The organism is Rahnella sp. CJA17(1/100) (genome assembly GCF_963881615.1).
Lineage (GTDB): Bacteria > Pseudomonadota > Gammaproteobacteria > Enterobacterales > Enterobacteriaceae > Rahnella > Rahnella aceris.
This window is the reverse complement of sequence record NZ_CAWOJA010000004.1, coordinates 45,412-66,836: the sequence shown is the minus strand read 5'-3', so window position 1 is coordinate 66,836 and position 21,425 is coordinate 45,412. Positions and strand designations below refer to the sequence as shown.

The 21,425-nt window shown below is 50.3% G+C and carries 25 protein-coding genes and 1 tRNA gene; 6 read left to right on the top strand and 20 right to left on the bottom strand.

Translation table 11 applies throughout. The features are described 5' to 3' along the window. Positions 1–67: 67 nt before the first annotated feature. Positions 68–319 carry a helix-turn-helix domain-containing protein gene (locus AACU55_RS02840; RefSeq protein WP_112152338.1) on the bottom strand — a complete coding sequence of 84 codons (252 nt, stop codon included), beginning with the start codon at positions 317–319 and terminating at the stop codon, positions 68–70. Positions 320–1,375: 1,056 nt separating this feature from the next. Here AACU55_RS02840 and AACU55_RS02835 point away from each other — a divergent pair. Continuing rightward, a complete protein-coding gene (locus tag AACU55_RS02835) occupies positions 1,376–1,843 on the top strand; it encodes a toxin YdaT family protein (protein WP_240785675.1) in 468 nt (155 codons plus the stop codon). After that, on the top strand, positions 1,831–2,085 hold the full coding sequence (locus AACU55_RS02830; protein WP_134706615.1) for an excisionase: 255 nt from the start codon (positions 1,831–1,833) through the stop codon (positions 2,083–2,085). Before AACU55_RS02835 ends, AACU55_RS02830 begins: the two co-directional genes overlap by 13 nt. Positions 2,086–2,773: 688 nt before the next feature. Here AACU55_RS02830 and AACU55_RS02825 read toward each other — a convergent pair. From AACU55_RS02825 to AACU55_RS02790, 8 genes are all read right to left on the bottom strand, one after another. Beyond that, positions 2,774–3,283 (bottom strand): helix-turn-helix domain-containing protein, encoded by a 510-nt coding sequence (locus AACU55_RS02825; RefSeq protein WP_134706614.1) that lies wholly within the window; start codon positions 3,281–3,283, stop codon positions 2,774–2,776. 3 nt (positions 3,284–3,286) lie between these two features. Beyond that, a complete protein-coding gene (locus AACU55_RS02820; protein ID WP_134706613.1) occupies positions 3,287–3,925 on the bottom strand; it encodes a hypothetical protein in 639 nt (212 codons plus the stop codon). Positions 3,926–4,120: 195 nt separating this feature from the next. Beyond that, the gene (locus AACU55_RS02815; protein ID WP_134706612.1) at positions 4,121–4,672 is read right to left on the bottom strand and encodes an XRE family transcriptional regulator; all 552 of its coding nucleotides are present in this window, start codon (positions 4,670–4,672) and stop codon (positions 4,121–4,123) included. 951 nt (positions 4,673–5,623) lie between these two features. Next, the gene (locus tag AACU55_RS02810) at positions 5,624–7,750 is read right to left on the bottom strand and encodes a DUF927 domain-containing protein (protein WP_134706611.1); all 2,127 of its coding nucleotides are present in this window, start codon (positions 7,748–7,750) and stop codon (positions 5,624–5,626) included. After that, positions 7,747–8,040 (bottom strand): DUF4222 domain-containing protein, encoded by a 294-nt coding sequence (locus tag AACU55_RS02805; RefSeq protein WP_134706610.1) that lies wholly within the window; start codon positions 8,038–8,040, stop codon positions 7,747–7,749. The genes AACU55_RS02810 and AACU55_RS02805 overlap by 4 nt, the downstream gene beginning before the upstream one ends. Positions 8,041–8,043: 3 nt before the next feature. Then, entirely contained in the window at positions 8,044–8,250 is a 207-nt protein-coding gene (locus tag AACU55_RS02800) for a hypothetical protein (RefSeq protein ID WP_134706609.1), read from the bottom strand. Continuing rightward, the gene (locus tag AACU55_RS02795) at positions 8,243–9,121 is read right to left on the bottom strand and encodes a tyrosine-type recombinase/integrase (RefSeq protein ID WP_134706608.1); all 879 of its coding nucleotides are present in this window, start codon (positions 9,119–9,121) and stop codon (positions 8,243–8,245) included. The genes AACU55_RS02800 and AACU55_RS02795 overlap by 8 nt, the downstream gene beginning before the upstream one ends. Further along, positions 9,114–9,419, bottom strand: a complete 306-nt coding sequence (locus AACU55_RS02790; RefSeq protein ID WP_240785674.1) for a host cell division inhibitor Icd-like protein — start codon at positions 9,417–9,419, stop codon at positions 9,114–9,116. Before AACU55_RS02790 ends, AACU55_RS02795 begins: the two co-directional genes overlap by 8 nt. A 139-nt stretch (positions 9,420–9,558) precedes the next feature. On the opposite strand from AACU55_RS02790, the gene AACU55_RS02785 reads away from it, so the two are divergent. Next, positions 9,559–9,753: a hypothetical protein gene (locus tag AACU55_RS02785; protein WP_134706606.1), complete on the top strand. Its 195-nt coding sequence runs from the start codon at positions 9,559–9,561 to the stop codon at positions 9,751–9,753. 2 nt (positions 9,754–9,755) lie between these two features. After that, on the top strand, positions 9,756–10,022 hold the full coding sequence (locus AACU55_RS02780; protein WP_134706605.1) for a hypothetical protein: 267 nt from the start codon (positions 9,756–9,758) through the stop codon (positions 10,020–10,022). A gap of 16 nt (positions 10,023–10,038) precedes the next feature. On the opposite strand, the gene AACU55_RS02775 is transcribed toward AACU55_RS02780, so the two are convergent. The 9 genes from AACU55_RS02775 to xerD form a co-directional block, all read right to left on the bottom strand. Continuing rightward, entirely contained in the window at positions 10,039–10,254 is a 216-nt protein-coding gene (locus tag AACU55_RS02775; protein WP_134706604.1) for a helix-turn-helix transcriptional regulator, read from the bottom strand. A gap of 127 nt (positions 10,255–10,381) precedes the next feature. Continuing rightward, positions 10,382–10,975, bottom strand: coding sequence for a hypothetical protein (locus AACU55_RS02770; RefSeq protein WP_134706603.1), 594 nt, complete (start codon positions 10,973–10,975; stop codon positions 10,382–10,384). Between the two features lie 10 nt (positions 10,976–10,985). After that, positions 10,986–12,164: a tyrosine-type recombinase/integrase gene (locus AACU55_RS02765; protein WP_134706602.1), complete on the bottom strand. Its 1,179-nt coding sequence runs from the start codon at positions 12,162–12,164 to the stop codon at positions 10,986–10,988. A 164-nt stretch (positions 12,165–12,328) separates the two neighbouring features. After that, positions 12,329–12,402: transfer RNA gene (locus AACU55_RS02760), tRNA-Gly, on the bottom strand. 151 nt (positions 12,403–12,553) lie between these two features. Next, the gene (gene lysS, locus AACU55_RS02755; RefSeq protein ID WP_013574115.1) at positions 12,554–14,083 is read right to left on the bottom strand and encodes a lysine--tRNA ligase; all 1,530 of its coding nucleotides are present in this window, start codon (positions 14,081–14,083) and stop codon (positions 12,554–12,556) included. Positions 14,084–14,092: 9 nt separating this feature from the next. Then, a protein-coding gene (prfB, locus tag AACU55_RS02750) for a peptide chain release factor 2 (RefSeq protein ID WP_015696003.1) occupies positions 14,093–15,191 on the bottom strand; the annotation gives its coding sequence in 2 pieces (ribosomal slippage) (positions 14,093–15,115 and positions 15,117–15,191; 1,098 coding nt in all). Positions 15,192–15,321: 130 nt separating this feature from the next. Further along, complete coding sequence (gene recJ / locus AACU55_RS02745) at positions 15,322–17,055, bottom strand: single-stranded-DNA-specific exonuclease RecJ (RefSeq protein WP_013574113.1); 1,734 nt, start codon at positions 17,053–17,055, stop codon at positions 15,322–15,324. 6 nt (positions 17,056–17,061) lie between these two features. Next, positions 17,062–17,781, bottom strand: a complete 720-nt coding sequence (gene dsbC, locus AACU55_RS02740) for a bifunctional protein-disulfide isomerase/oxidoreductase DsbC (RefSeq protein ID WP_013574112.1) — start codon at positions 17,779–17,781, stop codon at positions 17,062–17,064. A 25-nt stretch (positions 17,782–17,806) separates the two neighbouring features. Continuing rightward, on the bottom strand, positions 17,807–18,766 hold the full coding sequence (gene xerD, locus AACU55_RS02735) for a site-specific tyrosine recombinase XerD (RefSeq protein WP_072012276.1): 960 nt from the start codon (positions 18,764–18,766) through the stop codon (positions 17,807–17,809). A 99-nt stretch (positions 18,767–18,865) separates the two neighbouring features. Here xerD and fldB point away from each other — a divergent pair, with 99 nt between their 5' ends. Further along, on the top strand, positions 18,866–19,384 hold the full coding sequence (gene fldB, locus AACU55_RS02730) for a flavodoxin FldB (protein WP_013574110.1): 519 nt from the start codon (positions 18,866–18,868) through the stop codon (positions 19,382–19,384). Positions 19,385–19,429: 45 nt separating this feature from the next. Here fldB and AACU55_RS02725 read toward each other — a convergent pair whose 3' ends face one another. Then, the gene (locus tag AACU55_RS02725) at positions 19,430–19,882 is read right to left on the bottom strand and encodes a protein YgfX (protein WP_013574109.1); all 453 of its coding nucleotides are present in this window, start codon (positions 19,880–19,882) and stop codon (positions 19,430–19,432) included. Beyond that, complete coding sequence (gene sdhE, locus AACU55_RS02720) at positions 19,863–20,129, bottom strand: FAD assembly factor SdhE (protein WP_037035260.1); 267 nt, start codon at positions 20,127–20,129, stop codon at positions 19,863–19,865. Before sdhE ends, AACU55_RS02725 begins: the two co-directional genes overlap by 20 nt. 278 nt (positions 20,130–20,407) lie before the next feature. Here sdhE and ygfZ point away from each other — a divergent pair, with 278 nt between their 5' ends. Continuing rightward, complete coding sequence (gene ygfZ / locus AACU55_RS02715) at positions 20,408–21,400, top strand: tRNA-modifying protein YgfZ (RefSeq protein WP_013574107.1); 993 nt, start codon at positions 20,408–20,410, stop codon at positions 21,398–21,400. Positions 21,401–21,425: the final 25 nt, after the last annotated feature.

Below are 21,425 nucleotides of genomic sequence, written 5' to 3'. Positions count from 1 at the left end.
TGTTAGCGTAAACGAGCGGGCAGGATCATCATCATTACTGATGCCCTGCCCGCTCAATAATTTGCACCTAATGATTTCGTGTACGGCGTTCAATTAACTGATGTGTTTTCGGGTTGTAATAACGGCTCGGCCAGATCACCGCAGGATGCACACCAATTGCCTGACCAATCAGTATTTCCCCTTTCGGCCACGGACGCGAAAGCGCATTCGATAGCGTCGAAGAACTTAACCCCGCCGCCCGTGATACCGCCGCCAGTGTCGTGCCCTTCTTGCGTAACGCCGCAATAATATCTGCCTGATGCCAGTCTTGTTTATTCATGAGTTTGTGCTCCTGATGTCAGGATCACAGGGGAATGGGGGAAAGGTAAAAAGGTGAATAACTGATACAGGTTCATTGAGAACTCCATCTAACTAAGCTGATGTTTTCGCACAACAGAAATTGTGCTGTTTCCAGTAGAGTTCGAGTTCTCACGCCCGGCTGCGGATTTTGCCGCAGCGACGTGACTATAGCGTAAAGCGCGTGACTAAACCAAGTGGCTAAGAACGAAACTGAGGTGATGATTCCAGATAAATTTAATGGTTTGCAAGGAGTTGCAGGGATTGCAGGTGTGCTCCTCCCCCTGCGAAGGGGGAGGCCGGGTGGGGGTTTAGCAAACCCTAAAACAGTCGATGTTTCCGCATTGCGATCTGACCTTAATACCCCACCCCAACCCTCCCCTTCGCAGGGGAGGGAGCTGATTTGCATCGACTTTTAGTTTTTGATTCAAAATTTGGATATGCAAAAACACCGCAGAGGAAATATGACTAAACCAAGTGGCCAAGAACAAAACCAAGCTAATGATTCCAGATAAATTTAATGGTTTGCAAGGAGTTGCAGGGATTGCAGGTGTGCTCCTCCCCCTGCGAAGGGGGAGGCCGGGAGGGGGTTTCGCAAACCATAAAATAGCAAAAACGTCTGCATTCCGATCTGCTCTTAATACCCCACCCCAACCCTCCCCTTCGCAGGGGAGGGAGCTGATTTGCATCATTTTTAAACTTTTGAGTTCAAAATTTAGACATGCAGAAACGACGTACAGGAAATACGAATAATCGGGATTGGGTAGTGAATTTTTTGGGGTATTGAACAGATTTGAGGAAGAAGCTTTTGGAGCGGGTGAAGGGAGTAGAACAAACAAGATAAAACCCAGTTAATACGCGGATTCAATAAATCATAAAATCAATTCTATACACTTTTCTATACACATTTATTTTTGCTTGAGCTCAGTTAGCTCACATTTCAACCGCATCAGGGATGCATAGGAATGGTGGATTCAATAGCCCGGCAGTGGTGGTCACACGATAATCTGATTCGGGAAAATCACTTTATCATGAGGTAATGATGGAACATTTAAAGGCCGAGGTCGAACGCTGGGCTGCAGAGTCCGGACAAGAATATGTAGCGATCGAGATCAGTAATCAGTTTTTCCTGCTCGGTGGTAGTGAATCTATTTGTATCTATCCTTTTGATATTAATGGGTCAGTCAATTTGAGCGCAATATACAATAACAAACAAAAAATATTCCGATGGTTGAGGTCTGACTCCAAAGCGGCCAGGGCAAAGCTTGAAGTTCTCAAGCCCGCCATTCTTGCAGCGCTACCGGCAGAAAGACGGGCGCGTGTTGAAGGGATCTCAGTGAACTACCTAATATCACTATTGTTGCGTGATGTATCTACTGCGATAACTTCCGTCCTGCTAAACGATCGCAATATAGCCCGGCATATTCAAACTATCAGGAACTCACTCGACGAGTTGCAGAAACTATTAATTGATAAGCGTAAACGGGATGATAAATGGCGAGATTAAAAACACTGTATGCATGGGCCATAGATGAGTTTGGTGACTCAGCACCATGCAAGGCAACACTCCGCAACTATGCAAAGCGCGGCATGATTTATCCACCAGCGTTGAAAGCCGGTAGACACTGGATGGTAGAGGCAAACGCACGTTATATAGGCATGGTTAAACCACTAATACGGCCTACCGACCACCCATTACTTAAACGGATCCTGAGCGATAACTCACTACCTCCACGCAAGAAAAACTGATACCAGCCTATTGGCAAACGTCACCAGTCGCTCTCGGCATACCACAATAATGATTGTTGAATGAGGGATATACCGTGAAACTTTTAACCTTGGAAGGATGGAGCCAAAATACTTAATTCAGTTATCACCCAACACTACCGACCCTGCACCGATGCTCATAAATGACAGTATTTGCGTTCTGATTATTGCTTTACATACCAGTTCTTTGTCTGGCATATCAAAGCGGACCAAAGCCCTAACTGTGGGGTTTACGCGCTGTCGAGAGTGATAGTACCGGCCGCGACGTGACAATCTAAATAAAGGTAATTCGGCCCGAAATTTACTATTTGTTACTATCCTGCTCGCGGCCGTCAATAACGGAAAAACACGAAAGTTAGGGTTTGTTAACTTTCGCTAGCGCTGATGTCATAATGACACCCCGTTGTGAACTTAGCATTTCTTAAAAGCTTGCAGGCCACTGGTTTACACTTTCTCCTAATCACCTCGCTTTACCCTGATTTTATGACGGCAGCCTTACAGAAAGTGTCAGGTTATCCGTTTCGGATCTCGAGGAGGTTTACACTTTTCGGGTTTCGTATTGCCATGCGGTTTACACTTTCTCGGCTTTGAACTGAAAAGGTGTAAACCTGGCTATCAGAAATTTTACAGCGGGGATTGCCGTGAGCGGGGTTGAGGAAAGAGAGATTTATTACCGGGCCCACTCCGCAAGTGCATGTATCCCTTCCTGACTCCACTCGTCTTGCTCATCAGGGCACGCCGATGCCGTATAGCAAACCTCACGACGAATTAATCCTATTGCCACCCCGGCATTCTGAAACAGGTCATATTGCTGGATGTAGTACTCTGTATCACCGTCGGACAAATAGATCCCTTCATCGTCGAGAAACTCAACCGACCAATTAAGCTCGCCAGCGGCGACTAAAACACGCTGCTGCGCTTCATGCGATGTTAACGGCGCTGGCCTCTTGCCATCTTCTGTTCTCACAGCCCCCCAGAACTCAGCCCACGTCATTTCCAACGTTCTCGACTGTACCTGAGCGGCCACAGGATTAATTTCTGGGCGGATCTCTACCTGCTCATTTTCCCGTACAAATATTTTGCTGCCGGACATTATCAGCTCACCTTTCCTGATCCACTCGTAGACCGTTTGGCGGCTTACGCCTCGATACCTGGCGTATTCAGATTTGCTCATCATCATAAGTTACAGATCCTTTTCTCTGTCCAGTTCGTCCAGAGTCAACATTTTTGGCATGGGGCTGTCGATGTATCCCATGATGGCATGGAAATACTGCGCAGGCATGTGGGCGCGATTCTCAAGAATTTTCGACAGGGCGATGATGTCCCACCACTTCATGGATATCAGCGCCTGAGCGCGGTTTATTGAAGTAAGCTCTATATCTTCATTATCTCCACCAGCAGCCCGATATACGTCGATTAAATCTCGAACTGTTTCCATGTCGGCTACCCCAGATGTAGCCTTTAGCGCAACGATACTTTCACCTGTATATCGTGATTGTGCAACGATGCCGGCAAGAGTCGCGATTATTGCCTTACATGTGAGATCCATCAGAACGTGCCTGGAATCATCCGTTAATAAGTGGTGAGGTTTTATTTCATCAACTTTGTATGGCATGCTTCTTCTCCAGACGGCTGCGGCTCGACAATCATCAACATCACCAGATATGAAGGTTTTTGCTATTCGTCGTTCATCAGACAAAGAAATTTCAACCTCATGCACTCCAAAAAACCACGCGGCTATTGCATGACCAGCCTCATGCACCGCGATATGCCGAGGCCAAATAGATTTACCGATTTCAATCACTGCGCCTTGATCTGCCATAATTTACCTATAAAAAACTCGGCTCAATGGCCGAGTTTGTTGCGTTCTGTCCAAAACTTGTCGCTATCTTCGTTTTTCTTTTCCCAGAACTTCTTATTAACTTCATTAAGATTCTGTAAATTAGCGTTCGAATTATCAAATGTTTTGCGTGCACTATCTTGCGTGCGCTTACTGCGAGGAATGAAAGGTTTCATATTATTTTTTACGCCCCCAGAATTTATCCACAGCATCAGCCACTGACTTTATCGCTTCACTCGTATCAAATGGCTTAGGTTGAATATCATTAGCTTTCATATAATCACCAACCTGTTCAAGTATCTGTATTGACTGGTTAAGCTGCAAATTTGAAAGCGCTTCATTACATACAGCACTGTAAGCATCTACCGGCGCATATCTCAGAACGTCCAAAGCAACAAGACGCGGATCATCATCCTGGCTGGCCTCGTTGTATCTCGGGCAAACTGCACGGACTATTCGCATAAACTGGGGGTCGACCTTAGTCGGCACATCGTCACTATCAGTCGTGCGCCTATTCTTCCGATCCCCGGTTCTAATTGCCGCTGCCGCTCGATTTTCTGCAGCAATAATCCTTTCATTGGCAGTAGACAGAGTTTGCACGATGGAAATCATAAATTCGGATGATTGTGCATCAGTGGGAAACTGGAGGGTTGTGCCATCATCATAGCTGGCAGTTATCACGACACCACTATTAGAGGGGGTTGCATTGAACTTGGTAAGGTTAGGCATAATCAAATTTTCCTGTTACCTCGGCGGGATGCCGGTATGAATATTATACTTCATACTACAAAAAAATGTACAAAATGAAAATATGACATCTAAAAGTGGTTATGAAATTAACGCTCTGCTATTCTTGGTCTGTGAGGACTGACAGCCTCCCGATTGCACAACGTGATTATAATAAAAGCCCGCGCCACTCCTCGCGGGCTTTTTATTTGTCTTTCAAAGGCTAACAACCGTTCCCAGACTTACTACAAAATCTAACTCTGTAACTTTTCCTCTCATATATAAAGAAACCGTGTCGGTTCAGTCGGTTCAGTCGGTTCAAATTGTAAGGACGATTGTTTTTAAAGGATTATTTGACAATAAATGAACCAACAAACGCCCGATTTGAACCAACAAACGCTGTTTTTATGTTGGTTCAAATGGGCCTCGAAAATTAGATGCTTAATTACCAGTTAAAGCCGCTTAAGCCAGAATCACACACCTCATGATTAAGTACTCGAGGCGGGTTCTCCCTTGTCAGCAATTCCAGCGTAGCATTCCCACTTTCGGATTTAAGCCAATATTGGCGATCTGTCGTAGTTATAGAGCGGGGTAGAAGTGTGATCGTAACCTGGCTGTAATCGTGTTTATAACCACGAAAATTCACGCTAGTCACATCCTGTAATTCGTGATTGATAGTCGTCATATAACGATCGGGACTGACAGTAAAGGGACCGCACTGAAAGGCATGGACAGACATGGGCACAACAAATAACACCACTGTAAGTATATTTTTCAAGATTCCATTTCCTTTGCGAGATTGCTCATTTGGATATTTTGTTGGTTCAAAATGGCTTTTTGTTGGTTCAGTGTTGGTTCAACTTCAAATATAAAACCCATATAAATCAATAACCATTACTTACTGAACCAACAGAACTAACTGAACCAACATCAAAATCTCACGTATGAGATAAATTAATCTTCTAGCTTTCTATCTTCTGCCCCCCGCTGGAGAACGTATACGTTGATTTGCCGCCCATCGATACGCGGTGACTTTCGCTGAAAACCTCGCCCGCTTGCGGGAGGAGTGAGCATTCCCGCATCAGCCAATGCCTTGGCGAAATGCTTGGCATTAAATCCCTGCGCTATCTCTCCTTCGAAAGCTGCCGGGAAGGTATAAAAAACTATCGGGTCGAGATCGTGCTTACCCCGTTGTCGGTAGCCTGCTAAATCACGAATGGGGAAGGTCTGCGGGTCATAAGGCAGTGGTGCGAAACGACTTAACCCATAGGCGTTGAGAAATGCCTCAGTCTGCTCAATGATCTGCTGGTGCTCTTTATTTCCGGTCCCAAACTCTTTTACCCATGCGTTGAAATTATGCTGAATGGCGTCCCGGCACTCTTGGTCTGTCCAGCCCGTAACGGCACAGCCAAACAGCAGGGCGGCTTCAAGTATCGCAAAGCGTGCCGCAACACGATGGACCTGCTCCCCATAGTCTGCAGGTATCAACGAGCGCCAGCGGCTTTCCGCTTCTCTGACAGCTTTAACAGCCTGCTGCTGGTTGTCGGCCAGATGCTTTATCCAGAGGCGCCCGGCGGCGCCGTGGTTGTTCTGGTATGCATCTTTCAGAGCATCGGCATGGGCTTTGCCGTTCGCGGTATCGTGATACTGCTGCGCCTTCTCCAATGGGATATTGAGCAACCGGACCAGTTGTCCCGCCTTAATTCTGCGGCCAGAGCTGACGATAAAGGTTTCCAAATCCATTTCGCCGGTGCTGAGTGCTATGGTGCGCCATCGCTTCAAGTCACGGTTGCCGCCTTCCTTCGCGCCCTGCAGCTTGCCAACTCCGTTAAATAGCGTATAGGCAGACTTGGCTACGCTGTCCGGGTCAGCACCTTGTCCGACTTCATCCAGAGGCATCAGACCGTCATTGTGTGCGGCGGCTTCGTTGGCAATCCCCAGCGCGGTACCGAACCACGTCAGGCGCAAGGCGTCAGGCTCACCGTAAAGGCTGCTGGCTATGTTGCCGGTTGTCGTCTTACCGGCGCTCGATTGCTCGTAAAAGTGAAGGCCGAACCCATCAACGCCCGCCAACCCGATAAGCGGCGCGGCCAGTGCGGCACCGACGCCCGCCATCATGGATGGGTTTCCACGCGCAAGGCGTGCAACAGAATCACGCCAGCTTTCCGGCGTCCCTTTCACCGTGTATCCAGCCGCGGCCGCACTGCGCCCGTTGAACAGGACCGGTCTATCAGGAGTACCAATGATTTCCCCGTCAGGCATGATGTAAGCGCCGCACTGCCATCCCGTGGCTTGAGCTACGCGCCATATTTCCTGTGAGCCGTTTCGCTGTAGCCAGTCAGCAAGCGTGGCTCTTAACGCGGTTTTTGTAGTCACGTTAACGCCACCTGCTTTAAGCGTGCGCCATCCTTCACGCTCGCCAATGTCGGCAAGTGGGATCGCTGCTATTGTCGGCCGATTCTCGCCGGCGGGGTACCATCGGATAATCAGGTATTGGTCTTTATCATCACGACCAGTGCCTATGACCTCGAGAGGGGAACACAGCCATGATTCATTTTTAATGATCTCTCCGCTGTCTTTGTCCACTTTTGGTGTCACCCAAAATACACCATCTTCGCGGCTTTCTACGTGGGGTGATAGTTCATCTACTGGCGCAGGTTGGCCAGCCGTTTTACGCATAGCATCAACCAGGCTTTCCCCGCGCTCTACCTCCTGTTTAAGTTCGGCAAGGCGTGGTGTCCAGTCCTCCGCTGGTTTCTGTTCGTATATTCCGTCAAATAGCCTCGCTTCTTTCACATCTGCCCGCGCCAGGTGGGTTTCAATCGTCAGCAATTGCTCATCGCTGATACTGCCCGCGCGGTAAATACGGACGCAACGCCTCCCCTTATCGATGATTCGTAGATTATCAAGTTCAGCCAGTTGCGTTTTCCCCAGGTAAATCGGTGGTATTTTGTCACCCGCTTCATTCCCGGCTTTTTCCGTCCATTGCGGCACATGGCTAAGCGCATCTTCCCCCGCAAAAATAATCGCCTCGGTGAATTTGTCCTTCGGTAGGTGCTTAACGTTCGGCGCGTTCTTCATTTTTTGCCTCTTTGGATCATTTCTTTCAGTTTCTGTGTCTTAGCCAGCGCATTATTGGTTTTGCACCATTCTGAAATGGCGCCATCCGGTACCGGAATAAAGTCGCGACAGAAGCGCCCCACCGACGAGATACAGGGATACTCATACCCTTCCCGGATATAAGTAACGCGGTTTTGCATGAAGCCGGAAATAGTGATTTTTGAACCGGCGCGATCTTTCCAGATATCACCTGGGCGAATTTCTGGCTGTGTTTGGCCGCTGGCAGTGAAGCCAGTTAATTTTTTATTCACGGCTTACTCTCCGTCTTGTTCTGGTGGGATTACCTGATATCCGGCCATTGTTGCCAGCTCAAGAAAACTTTGAAGTGAGGCGATGTGTTCATCGTCTCTCAGGCTGCGATCACTTTGAAGTTCACCATTCATCAGGCTAAGCAGCACCCGACCAGAGAAATCAGCGGGTAATTGGAGCGCCGCGCACACAGTCGATTGTGGGTTAGGCATTGCACACCTCCATTGCTAAACGTGATTGGATAGCAGCGGCCTTACTCCCCAACTGGAGGTATGTTCGAGTGACCGCGGGGTTACTGTGTCCCAGCATTTCAGAAGCGATCAGCAGCCCCTGTTCTCCGCCTGCATTCATCAGATTAAAGGCAGCAATTTTTCGGCTCGAGTAGGCACTCAGGCGCAGTTTTGCATTAATAAATCCGGTGAACCACAGCATTACACTGTGTAATTTTTTCCAGATTGTCTGGCGGGAAACGCTACCTTCCAAACGAAGACAACGGTTACTTTCGATCTGGCTGCGGGAGAAAACCAAATCATCATCAGCAAAGTTAACGGCCATACGGCCACGCAGCCGTTTGATGATGTTCGGCGGTAGCTGTTTAGTGTCGTGCTTAACATCGGCTTTTGATACCAGTGCAAACACAATGGCCTGTTCGCCGTCGGTCATGGTAGATGCCAGCTCGTCACAGCTGATACTGTCCCATTGCATATAGGCGATGTGATCACCAGCCATTCTGGCAGCGTCTTTGCGCTGCTGGCGTACGATCTCAATACCTTTACGTGTAGCCCGGGCCTCTGCTGATTTTGTCTGTTTGGCGACAACGATCGTAGCCTGGCCGGTTTCCCAATTGATGCAGGAATAACGGAAATTACACACATCGCTGGTACGCCAGCCAGTGCACACGGAAATATCCCACCAGAGCAGGAGCCACTCCGGTTGTGTCTGCTGGATACGTTCGCGGAGTTTGCGCTGTTCATCCCGGTCGTAAACCGGCGTCATGGTTCGGGAACCCTTGGTACTCATCGCTTTAACGACGTTGCCGCGCAGCTCGCGCGCTTTTGCTGTGAGGGTTTGCAGGTTAAACATGATGGACCTCCCGAACTGGTAACACATCCCTTCCTTCCATCATTTCGCAGATAATATCTTCACGTTCGCTGGCAATAGCCACTAAGTCTGGAATAAAACGATCAGCTTCTGCCTGATTTCGATTAGCCCCCACTGGCAGCCGAGCGGCGAAAACCATCACAAAGCCAACGGGAGACATTTCACGTGCAGCGTGTTCGTCAGTTGCTGTGATATGAATAATGGCGCGACCAGTTGCACAGAGAGCCAGAAAGCGGAAACGGTACTGAAATTTTGGGTTATTTTGGGTATTATTCGACATAGCTACCTCGATACGTTGACTATCGTTGGTGGTGAGACGCCTCGGCAGTGTTGACGCACTCCGGGGCGTTGTTTTTTTGGATACCACCATGTTAAGGTGTGTACCTATTTCAGTGAATAGTAGATTAATAGGTACACACATGTCAATAATAATACAGCGAGATAAACAGCCGAAAGGTGGAGGGAAAGCACCTGCTTTCCAAGTACGTATCACCCCTGATTTAAAGTCACAATTTGAGGCGGCGGCTTCGAATGCGGGTATGAGCTTGGCTAACTGGCTTAAAACGTTAGGCCGCAAGGAACTCGAACGCTTAGGCATTAAGCCAAAGGGTTGATTTTGACTGCCGCCAATTGGCTTGATATTATCGCTAGCGTTGGCACAGCAGAACACAGCAATACGTTCATAGAAGCGCTCCGGGCATGGAGCGCTTTTTCTTTGGATGCTATTCACCGCACCCCTATTCCAAAAAAACTGAATGCTGACCTTTACGCCCTCAAGTTTGATAACGTAAATATCTGTTTGGCTGTTTTCAGGGTGAGCGAATCCCTGCCCGTGAGGGCAATTTTTCATCGTCATAATGATGTCCGGGTTTTAGTTTACTGAATGTGGCTTCGGTAAATTACGCATTATCAGCGCTCTGAGATTTCTCCTGGTCGCGTTCTGCTATGCGTGCATTAATCCAAGAATCCACTTCACATTCAACCCATGCAACCGCACGAAGGCCTAATTTTGTGGGGCGGGGGAAACGTCCCTGGGACATGAGGCGATAGATCCACGGCTCACTAAAGCCCGTTTTCTCCATCACTTTGGGAAGACGAATAAGGTTGCTTGCCATGTACTAACACTCCTGAGTAGTGATTAACGATACATGGCAATATTTTCACTTAATCGTATGAATTTAAATTCACCTGCTGGCATGAGCATGCGTATTCCAGCTAACGCATGCTAGTGCTGGTAGGTACTTATTTCTTAATATGCTTCAATATCCATTTATGAATGGTTTCCCATGGCTGAGAACCAGATAAAGGCACCCCGGACTGTATTGATAGTTCAATAATATCCGCCTCAATTTTCTGTGCGGCCTCTCGTGGGGAATTCCATTTCTTAGCCTCATAGAGTTCAAATACTCTTTTTTTCAATACATCATATTTTTGCGACTTCCCCTTACCACCCGCGCTGGCTAGTCTTTGTGGGGCCGCATCCAGCTCACTACCTAAGTTCTGTATCAGATCACCCATGGTATAAACACTGCTTAACGCTACATCATGAAATTCATCCATCGCAGTATCACTTTCCCTGTATTGTTGGATTAATTTCTGCGAAGCATCTGTCGCCAGTTTTGCTGCGGATAGTGCTATTTTCGTAGCCTCTAATTCCACGACCGTTTCAATAAGAGCAGAAAAAATTTCTTTAGAATTTAATACTGAAAGCTTTTTGGCTTTCGACATGACATTTAAGTTTAAAATTGAAAGATTATCATCTTCAACTTTTTCACGAATTGACTCAGTGACAGCTAATTTAAACTCGTCGAGTATTTTTTTCTTTAAGTCGTCCATTTGCTGCCTCTTAGTTAGTCTGTAATCTGTCGAGCATGTCGGCATACCACTGGAGCATTTCTCGACGACCTTCCAGATACTGCGCGTGGTTGTACGTTCCACGGATTGAGTTTTTATCAACGTGCGCTAACTGAAGTTCTACCCATGCAGTGTTGTAACCCTGTTCATGCAGAATGGTACTCATCGTGTGCCGGAAACCGTGTCCAGTTACGCGCCCCGCGTAACCAATACGCCGAAACAGCACATTCATAGCCATTTCACTCATTGGCTTACTGTGTTGGATCCTGCCGGGGAAAACGAATCTATACTGGCCAGTGATTAGTTTTAGCTCTTCCAGAATATCTACCGCTTGTTTGGATAATGGAACACAATGGATCCGGCGCTTCTTCATACGTTCGGCAGGAACTTCCCAAAGTTTGTTTTCCAAATCGAACTCAGGCCATTCGGCCTGCCGTAGTTCGCCCGGCCTAACCCCGGTAAGAATCAACAGCCGTACAGCCAATTTAACGATCACACTCCCTGTGTAGGTATTTAGCACCCGGAAAAATTCCGGAAGTTCATCACCGGACAGAAAAGCATAGTGCTCTTTTTTGTGTGGTAGAAATGCCCCAACCAGATCCGGGGCTGGGTTATATTCGGCCCTGCCGGTAATAATGGCATAACGCCAAACTTCACCGCAGCGCTGGCGCACTTTCCGCAGTTTTTCTGTAGCTCCTCGCTCATCCAGATGGGTAAGAACCGCCAAAAGATCCATTGGCTTAATTTCTGCAATAGGGCGCTGGCCAATAAACGGGAAAACATCCACTTCAAAGGTTTTTATCATTTCCTCCGCATATGACGCAGACCAACGATCAAAACGCTTTTCGTACCATTCCCGGGCAATGGCTTCAAAAGTGTTTCCTATCGCGGTTTGCCTTACCTGCTTTTCTCTTTTTCGTACATCGCTGGGATTTATACCCACAACTACCAGCTTTTTAGCCTCATCGCGTTTTTGCCTGGCATCAGTGAGCGATACGGTGGGATAAACTCCGAGCGAGAGCATTTTGGGCTTTCCATCGAACCTATATCGAAAGCGCCAGCCTTTAGCCCCGTTGGTTTCAATGAGAATGGAAAGGCCGCTCCCGTCACTGAGTGTGTAGGGCTTTTCTTTCGGCTTAGAGCGCCTGATTTCAAGGTCTGTGAGTGGCATTGTGTATAGTTCCGAGTGATAGCAAGCCAGCTATACGCATTACTATACATCTGAGTGTGTAGATTTAACCAGAACCATGTAGAGCTTGAGATAGTACAAAAACCGTGAAATGCTTATGGAGTAAGACTTTGGTAGGGGTTGGGAGAGCTTGAGATTGGTATGATTGGAGCGGGTGAAGGGAATCGAACCCTCGTATAGAGCTTGGGAAGCTCTCGTTCTACCATTGAACTACACCCGCATCGGTGTGCGACTGGCATTATAACCGGTTACGACGGCGGAGCAAGACGTGATTGCGGATAAGCGCTGGAGTTTTAAGCAGTTAGCATATGCCGTGATCTGTGGCATGAAAAAGGACGCCGGAGCGCCCTTCTGGTGTTTCTGAGGAAAACTTATTTCTGTGTCTGCGGACGCATTGCCGGGAACAGGATGACGTCGCGGATGGTGTGGCTGTTAGTGAACAGCATAACCATACGGTCGATACCAATGCCCAGACCGGCAGTCGGTGGCAGGCCGTGTTCCAGCGCTGTCACGTAGTCTTCGTCGTAGAACATCGCTTCGTCGTCGCCTGCATCTTTCGCAGAAACCTGATCAGCAAAGCGCTGTGCCTGGTCTTCTGCGTCGTTCAGCTCAGAGAAACCATTACCGATTTCACGGCCACCGATGAAGAACTCGAAACGGTCAGTGATTTCAGGGTTCACGTCATTACGGCGCGCCAGCGGAGAAACCTCTGCCGGATACTCGGTAATGAAGGTTGGCTGGATCAGCTGTGCTTCGGCGGTTTCTTCGAAGATCTCGGTCACGATACGGCCCAGACCCCAGCTCTTCTCGATTTTGATACCGAGTGATTCTGCGATAGCGGTCGCTTTAGCCAGATCGTCGAGATCAGCCACGTTAGTTTCCGGACGGTATTTGCAGATCGCTTCACGCATGGTCAGCTTGGCGAAAGGCTTGCCGAAATCGAAAGTCTGGTCGCCGTACTGCACAACGCTGCTGCCCAGAACAGATTCAGTCAGGGTGCGGAACAGAGTCTCGGTCAGAACAATCAGGTCTTTGTAATCCGCGTACGCCATGTAGAGTTCCATCATGGTGAACTCTGGGTTGTGACGCGGAGAAACGCCTTCGTTACGGAAGTTACGGTTGATTTCGAACACGCGATCGAAGCCACCGACAACCAGACGCTTCAGATACAGTTCCGGCGCGATACGCAGGTACATGTCGATATCGAGCGCATTGTGGTGAGTGATGAACGGACGCGCCGCCGCGCCGCCAGGGATCACCTGCATCATCGGGGTTTCGACTTCCATGAAGCCGTTTTCCACCATAAAGCTGCGGATACCAGACATGATCTGAGAACGGATTTTGAAGGTCTTACGGGAATCTTCGTTAGCGATCAGGTCAAGATAACGCTGACGGTAACGCGCTTCCTGATCCTGCAAGCCGTGGAATTTGTCCGGCAACGGACGCAGTGCTTTGGTCAGCAGACGCAGTTCAGAACAATGGATCGACAGTTCGCCGGTCTTGGTTTTGAACAGTTTACCGGTCGCACCCAGGATATCGCCCAGATCCCATTTCTTGAATTGCTCGTTGTAGATGCCTTCTGCGAGGTCATCACGCGCAACGTAAAGCTGGATACGGCCACCGACATCCTGCAGGGTCACGAAAGATGCCTTGCCCATAATACGGCGGGTCATCATACGGCCACCCACGGTGACTTCGATGTTTAATGCTTCCAGTTCTTCGTTGGTCTTTTCGCCATATTTCGCATGCAATTCATCAGAGATGCTGTCACGACGGAAATCGTTAGGGAAAGCGATACCGGATTCGCGCAGTAAAGCCAGCTTCTCACGACGAGATTTCAGCTCGTTGTTAAGATCTGGTACGTTTTCTGCGCTTTGCGCTGCTGGTTGTTGCTCAGACATTTTGGTTCCTCATAACCCGGCTTTCAAACTTGCCTCAATGAATTTATCCAGGTCGCCATCCAGTACGGCCTGCGTATTTCGCGTTTCGACGCCCGTGCGTAAATCTTTAATACGGGAATCATCCAGCACGTAAGAACGAATCTGGCTGCCCCAGCCGATGTCAGACTTGTTGTCTTCCAGCTGCTGTTTGTCCGCATTTTTCTTTTGCATCTCATACTCATAAAGCTTCGCACGCATCTGCTTCATGGCCTGATCTTTGTTTTTATGCTGGGAGCGGTCGTTCTGACACTGAGTCACAATGTTGGTCGGAAGGTGGGTAATACGTACCGCAGATTCCGTTTTGTTGACGTGCTGACCACCCGCACCGGACGCACGGTATACGTCGATACGCAGGTCGGCAGGGTTAATTTCGATTTCGATGTCGTCATCCACTTCCGGATACACAAACGCGGAACTGAACGAGGTATGGCGGCGGCCGCCGGAATCAAACGGGCTTTTACGCACCAGGCGATGAACGCCGGTTTCCGTACGCAGCCAGCCAAACGCATAATCACCGATGATCTTGATGGTCGCGGATTTCAGGCCAGCGACTTCACCGTCAGATTCTTCAATAACTTCAGTTTTGAAACCTTTGGCTTCTGCCCAACGCAAATACATGCGCAGCAACATGCTCGCCCAGTCCTGGGCTTCCGTACCACCGGAACCGGCCTGAATATCGAGATAGCAGCTCGCGCTGTCATATTCACCGGAGAACATGCGGCGGAATTCAAGCTGTTCCAGTTTGGCGGTCAGTACGTCGAGTTCGGCAACCGTTTCATTGAAAGTGTCTTCATCGTCGGCTTCTACCGCCAGTTCCAGCAGGCCGGTCACATCTTCCGCGCCCTGCAACAACTCATCGATGGTTTCAACAATAGCTTCCAGTGAGGAACGTTCTTTGCCCAGCGCCTGCGCGCGTTCTGGCTCGTTCCAGACGTCCGGCTGTTCCAGCTCGGCGTTTACTTCTTCGAGGCGTTCTTTCTTGGCATCATAGTCAAAGATACCCCCGAAGAACGACTGTCCGCTCGGACAGGTCCTGAATGCGGTTTTTAACCGGATTAATTTCAAACATGATTTTTCGCGTCTTACGTTAGATTCGGAGTTGGCCCAATGCCATTCGAACCGCAGATTCTAACGGAATTAGCGGTCTTTTTATAGCAAGGAGCCGTTTTTTTGCAGGGTTTATTACCGGCGTAAATCGCTTATTTCGGCCATAAATGTTCGATAATCAACTGAACGCTGCGATTTCCCCGAAATTCATTGATATCCAGCCGGTAGGCCAGTTGCACTTCGCGGATGCTGCTGTCCGGCCAGAAAGTCGGATCGATATTAAAAGCAATACCATCGAGCAACGGACCGCCGCCGACGGGTTCAATCATCAGCTTGAGATGACGCTCTTTCAGCAGTTTCTGTTGCAGGATACGGAACCTGCCGTCAAAGGTCGGTTCCGGGAACGCCTGTCCCCACGGGCCGCCGTCGCGCAGCATTTCAGCCGTATCAATCGTCAGTTCACGGGCCGACAGCTCGCCATCCGACCAGACCACACCTTCCAGATGCGAAGGATCCAGCCATTCACCGACCAGTGCAGCGAAACGATCACGAAATTCGTCGAACTTGCTCTCTTCCAGCGACAAACCGGCTGCCATCGCGTGTCCGCCGAATTTCATCATCAGACCGGGATTAAGCGTATCGAGACGTTCCAGCGCATCGCGCATATGCAATCCGGCAATCGAACGACCGGATCCTTTCAGAATGCCTTCACCCGCCGGTGCGAACGCAATCACCGGGCGATTAAAACGCTCTTTCAGACGTGATGCCAGAATGCCGACCACCCCCTGATGCCACTCAGGATGATACATCGCCAGCCCGAACGGCAGCGCGTCGGTACTGCTTTCCAGCTTGTCACACAGCGCCAGCGCTTCGACCTGCATGCCCTGCTCTATCTCACGGCGGGTCTGGTTCAGCGCATCCAGATCGCTTGCCAGCGCACGCGCCTGACCGATGTCTTCACTGAGTAACAGCGCCACGCCAACCGACATATCATCAAGACGTCCGGCGGCATTCAGCCGTGGTCCAAGCGCAAAACCTAAATCACTGGCGCACAGCGTACGGGCTTCGCGCCCGGCCACTTCCAGCAACGCGCGGATCCCCGCACGGCATTTTCCGGCACGAATGCGGTTCAGCCCCTGATACACCATGATGCGGTTGTTGGTATCAAGCGGCACAACGTCCGCTACCGTGCCGAGCGCCACCAGATCCAGATGCTCCGCGAGATTGGGGATCGCCAGACCGTTTTGTTCAAACCAGCCACTTTCGCGTAATGCACTGCGCAGCGCCAGCATCAGATAAAACGCCACACCGACACCCGCCAGCGATTTGGACGGAAACTCGCAACCGACCAGATTCGGGTTAATGATCGCTTCGGCATCCGGTAATATTTCGCCCGGCAAGTGGTGATCGGTGATCAGCACCTGAATGCCTTTTTCATGGGCGAGCGTCACGCCCGCGTGAGAAGAAATGCCGTTATCGACGGTGAGGATCAACTCTGCACCGCGCGACGCCGCCTGTTCAACCACTTCCGGGCTGAGACCATAACCGTCTTCGAAACGGTTCGGCACCAGATAATCCAGATTACCGCAGCCCATGCTGCGCAAGGAAAGCAACGTCAGCGCCGTACTGGTCGCGCCATCGGCATCGAAGTCGCCAACGATAATTATGCGCAGACGCTCAGCCAGCGCTTTTTGCAGCAAGGCAACGGCGGTATCAATGCCATCAAGCTGCTGATAAGGCAGCATACCGCGCACGCCGCGCTCCAGCTCCTGGCTTTGTGTCACACCGCGGGCGAGATACAGCCGACGTAACAGCGGGGAGAGTTCGGCGGGAAGATCCACGCCAGTCGCCGCCTCACGACGGCGAAGTTGAGTCTGCAAGGTCACGAAAAATCAACCACCGGTTTTATGTGAAGGATCCTGCTGGTCGAGCATGGCAGCCATTTCTTTCGGCGGCTGATAACCAGGGATCAAAGTTCCGTCTGCCAGCACAATGGCCGGAGTGCCAGTTACGCCGAACTGAACGCCCAGCTCAAATTGCTTCGCAATATCACTGGTTTTACAGGTTGCCGGCGTGATGTCATCGCCGCGCATTGCCGCATCAAAGTTGGTTTTGCGGTTGCCCGTACACCAGATCGACTGCATGTCTTTCTCGGTTTTGGAATTCAGCCCCTGACGCGGGAACGCCAGATAACGGATGGTTATGCCAAGATCGTTATAGTCCTGTATCTGCTGATGCAGCTTGTGGCAATAGCCGCAGGTGATATCGGTAAACACCGTGATCACATGCTTTTCGTTTTTGGCTTTATAAATGATCATCTCGTTTTGTAACGCATCCATCTTCTTCACCAGCGCTTTGTTGGTGACGTTAACCGGATGGCTGCCGCTGACGTCATACAGCGGGCCTTGCAAAACGTGTTTGCCGTCGTCGGTAATGTAAAGGGTGCCGCTGTCGGTAGAAACCGCACTCAGGCCGGTTACCGGCGAAGGCTGGATGTCGGCATGGCTCATGCCCAGTTTGCCCAGCGTGGCTTTGATTGCTGCTTCATCAGCATGGACCGCGGAGCTCATACACGCAGCCAGAAGTGTCAGCAGCATTAAACCTTTTTTCATCATGTCGTCCTTTTTCTCCGGCCTGTTATGCACGGGGATGATGTTGTTGATGTAGCAGTTTGAGTCGTTCAGTCGCTACATGGGTATAGATTTGTGTGGTCGATAAGTCACTGTGACCTAACAACATTTGCACGACGCGCAGATCCGCACCGTGATTCAATAAGTGGGTGGCGAAAGCGTGGCGCAGAACGTGGGGGGACAAGCGTTCCGCATCAATGCCCGCAAGGATCGCATAGTGTTTGATGCGATGCCAGAACGTCTGGCGTGTCATTTGCTGCGCCCTGTTGCTGGGAAACACGATATCCAGTGACTGACCGTTAAGCAGCCACGGCCTGCCGTGTTCGAAATAATTTTCGATCCAGTACACCGCTTCTTCGCCCATCGGCACCAGCCGCTCTTTGTTACCTTTACCGATAACCCGCACTACACCCTGGCGCAGGCTCAGATCACTGAGCGTCAGCCCGACCAGTTCAGAAACACGCAAACCGGTGGCGTAAAGCAGCTCCAGCATGGCTTTATCACGCAGTTCAAGAGGCACATCGACACTCGGTGACGCCAGCAATGCGTCTACCTGCGCCTCACTGAGATCTTTCGGCAGGCGTTGCGGTAATTTAGGCGAAGACAACAGCGCGGTCGGGTCATCCTGACGCACGGACTCACGGTTCATGTACTGAAAGAGGCGACGCATCGCGCTAAGCAACCGTGCTGAGCTGGTGGCTTTGTATCCGCCCTCAATACGCTCGGAGAGGAACAACTGTAAATCTTCGGCGCTGACGTGCAGGAGATCGGTATTGTTATGATGCAGCCAGCCCAGCAATGATTTCAGATCCTGACGGTAGGATGACAGCGTATTTTCCGCGAGATTGCGCTCAATCCAGAGCATATCCAGAAACTGCTCAGTCAGGCTCTGATCGGCCTCATTAACCGCTGGTGTCACCGGCTCAGGCGTAACATCCTGAGGATTCGCATTATCTTGTTTTGGCATCCCGACTCCTCTTACTCACGACGGCCATTATGCCTTTCATGCGCCCAAATCTGCTACACTGGCTGCCATTCGTATTCTGATAACGTTATGGCAGCAAGTATGAAGATCGGACTTTTCTACGGTTCCAGCACCTGTTATACCGAAATGGCAGCGGAAAAAATCCGCGATATTTTGGGCGAAGAACTGGTTGATTTGCATAACATAAAAGATGTTGATCCCGACAGAATGGAAGACTACAACATTCTGATCCTGGGCATCCCGACATGGGATTTTGGCGAAATCCAGGAAGACTGGGAAGCGGTCTGGAATCAACTCCCAACGCTGAAACTACGCGGCAAAATCGTCGCCATGTACGGCATGGGTGACCAACTCGGCTACGGCGAATGGTTCCTTGACGCGCTCGGCATGCTTTATCATCAGCTGGTTCCCCTTGGCGTGCATTTCATTGGTTTCTGGCCGACAGAAGGCTTTGAGTTTACCAGCCCGAAACCGCTGAGTGCGGACGGCAAGCATTTCGTCGGGCTGGCTCTGGATGATGTGAACCAGTTCGATCTCACCGAAGAGCGCCTGCAACAATGGTGCGAACAGATCCTGCTGGAAATGGACGCCCTGCTTTAACGCAGCATAAGAACACGGCGTCAGCCTTCCATGGACATGCCCCTCTCAGCCCGGTTTTACCGGGCTACGCGGAGTGCCACTGAGCAATATCTGTCGCAACCGCCGCCACTCTTCCAGACTCATGCTGTCCGACGCCAGCCATAACCGCTGCCTTGAACTGCGCATCGCCTGCGCCAGCCCGCCTTTACGTTTTTCGCGACGAAGCGAGAGCAGTACGCCGTGGCTTATCATCCATACCGGCTGTTTAATCTGCCATTCATGGCCGCGCCACAAAAGACGGTTATCCTCGAGCAGGATCATTTCACCTGTGCGTGCTGTAATACGCCGCTGGCTGCGGATGCATTCAAACAACACCAGCAAAAGCAACGTCATCCATACCGGCCAGTAACCCGCAGGCCAGGGTGCCAGCAAAATCAGCAACATCACTGCACCGTAACATCCCAGTGAAATAAGCTGACTGCGCCAGGACACCCTGAGATCACATCGCCACAGGGCCACGGGCTTTGTTTCGAGTCTGAATAAGGGCGACCATACGCTGCAATTCGGTGTCTTTCGGTTCGCCGTGATTCATCAGCCAGTTGAACAGATCCGGATCATCACAGGTCAGCAAGCGGACAAATACTTCTTTATCGGTCTCGCTCAGCGAATCATATTCATATTCGAAGAACGGCATGATGGAGATATCCAGCTCGCGCATGCCACGACGGCAGGCCCAGTGAACGCGGGAACGATTATTAATATCCAGTTGGTTTTTGCTTTCCATAACAAGACTCTTTTTTAGGATACAGAATGAGAATTCTTTTATATAGAAAGCGATTCTAACAGCCCGTTGCGCAGGGGCGTAACTTTTCAGTGCCCTGTTTTGTCAATCTCTGTGATGTGCTGGAAAACCTGATGCAAACCTGTCGTTTGTCTTACATTCTCTGGAAGGCGTCCTGGAAAAGGCACCAATAACTGTTTTCAAAGCGGATGGGCTCTTTTACCATGGGGCATCAGTCACATTTCATTGACCGGGATTAGAAAATGGCTAACGAATTTCCCTTTCCACCGCAAAAACCTTCAGCGTCTTCTCACCTGCCGCTGACATTGATTTCACTGGAAGACTGGGCACTGGTGACCATGACCGGCGCAGACACCGTGAAATACCTGCAAGGCCAGGTCACTGCGGATGTCGATGCGCTGGCCGCCGATCAGCATATTCTCTGTGCGCACTGTGATGCGAAAGGGAAAATGTGGAGTAATTTGCGCCTGTTCAAGCGTGGCGATGGTATGGCGTTTATTGAACGCCGCAATTTGCGCGACACACAGCTTACAGAAATCAAAAAGTACGCCGTATTTTCTAAAGTGACGTTCACTGCCGATGACGATGTGGTGTTACTCGGTGTGGCCGGTTTTCAGGCCAGTGCTGCTCTGACCGGGCTTTTTTCAACCTTGCCAACGGCTGAACAGCAGGTCGTACAACAAGATGAAACCACACTGCTGCATTTCTCCCTGCCAGCCGAACGTTATCTGATTGTCACCAGCCCGGAAAAAGCCCGTCAGGTGGTGGAAGAACTGGGTGAACAGGCACAACGCAACGACAGCCAGCAATGGCTGGCGCTGGATATCGAAGCCGGATTCCCGGTGATTGATACCGCCAACGCCGTGCAGTTTATCCCGCAGGCCACCAATATTCATGCGCTCGATGGCATCAGCTTTACCAAAGGCTGCTACGCCGGGCAGGAAATGGTGGCGCGAGCAAAATACCGCGGTGCGAACAAACGTGCATTGTACTGGCTGGCAGGTAAAGCGAGCAAAGTGCCTGCCCCGGCGGACGATCTCGAACTGCAACTGGGTGAAAACTGGCGCCGGACCGGCACCGTTCTGGCAGCCGTTCAGCTCAGCGACGGCACGCTTTGGGTTCAGGCCGTGCTGAATAACGATCTGGAAGCCGATGCCAGTCTGCGGGTGCGCGATGACGCGACCAGCCAGTTGAGCATTCAGCCGCTGCCATATTCGCTGGAAGAAACGAAGTAACTTTCAACCTATTGCCGCCTTCCTG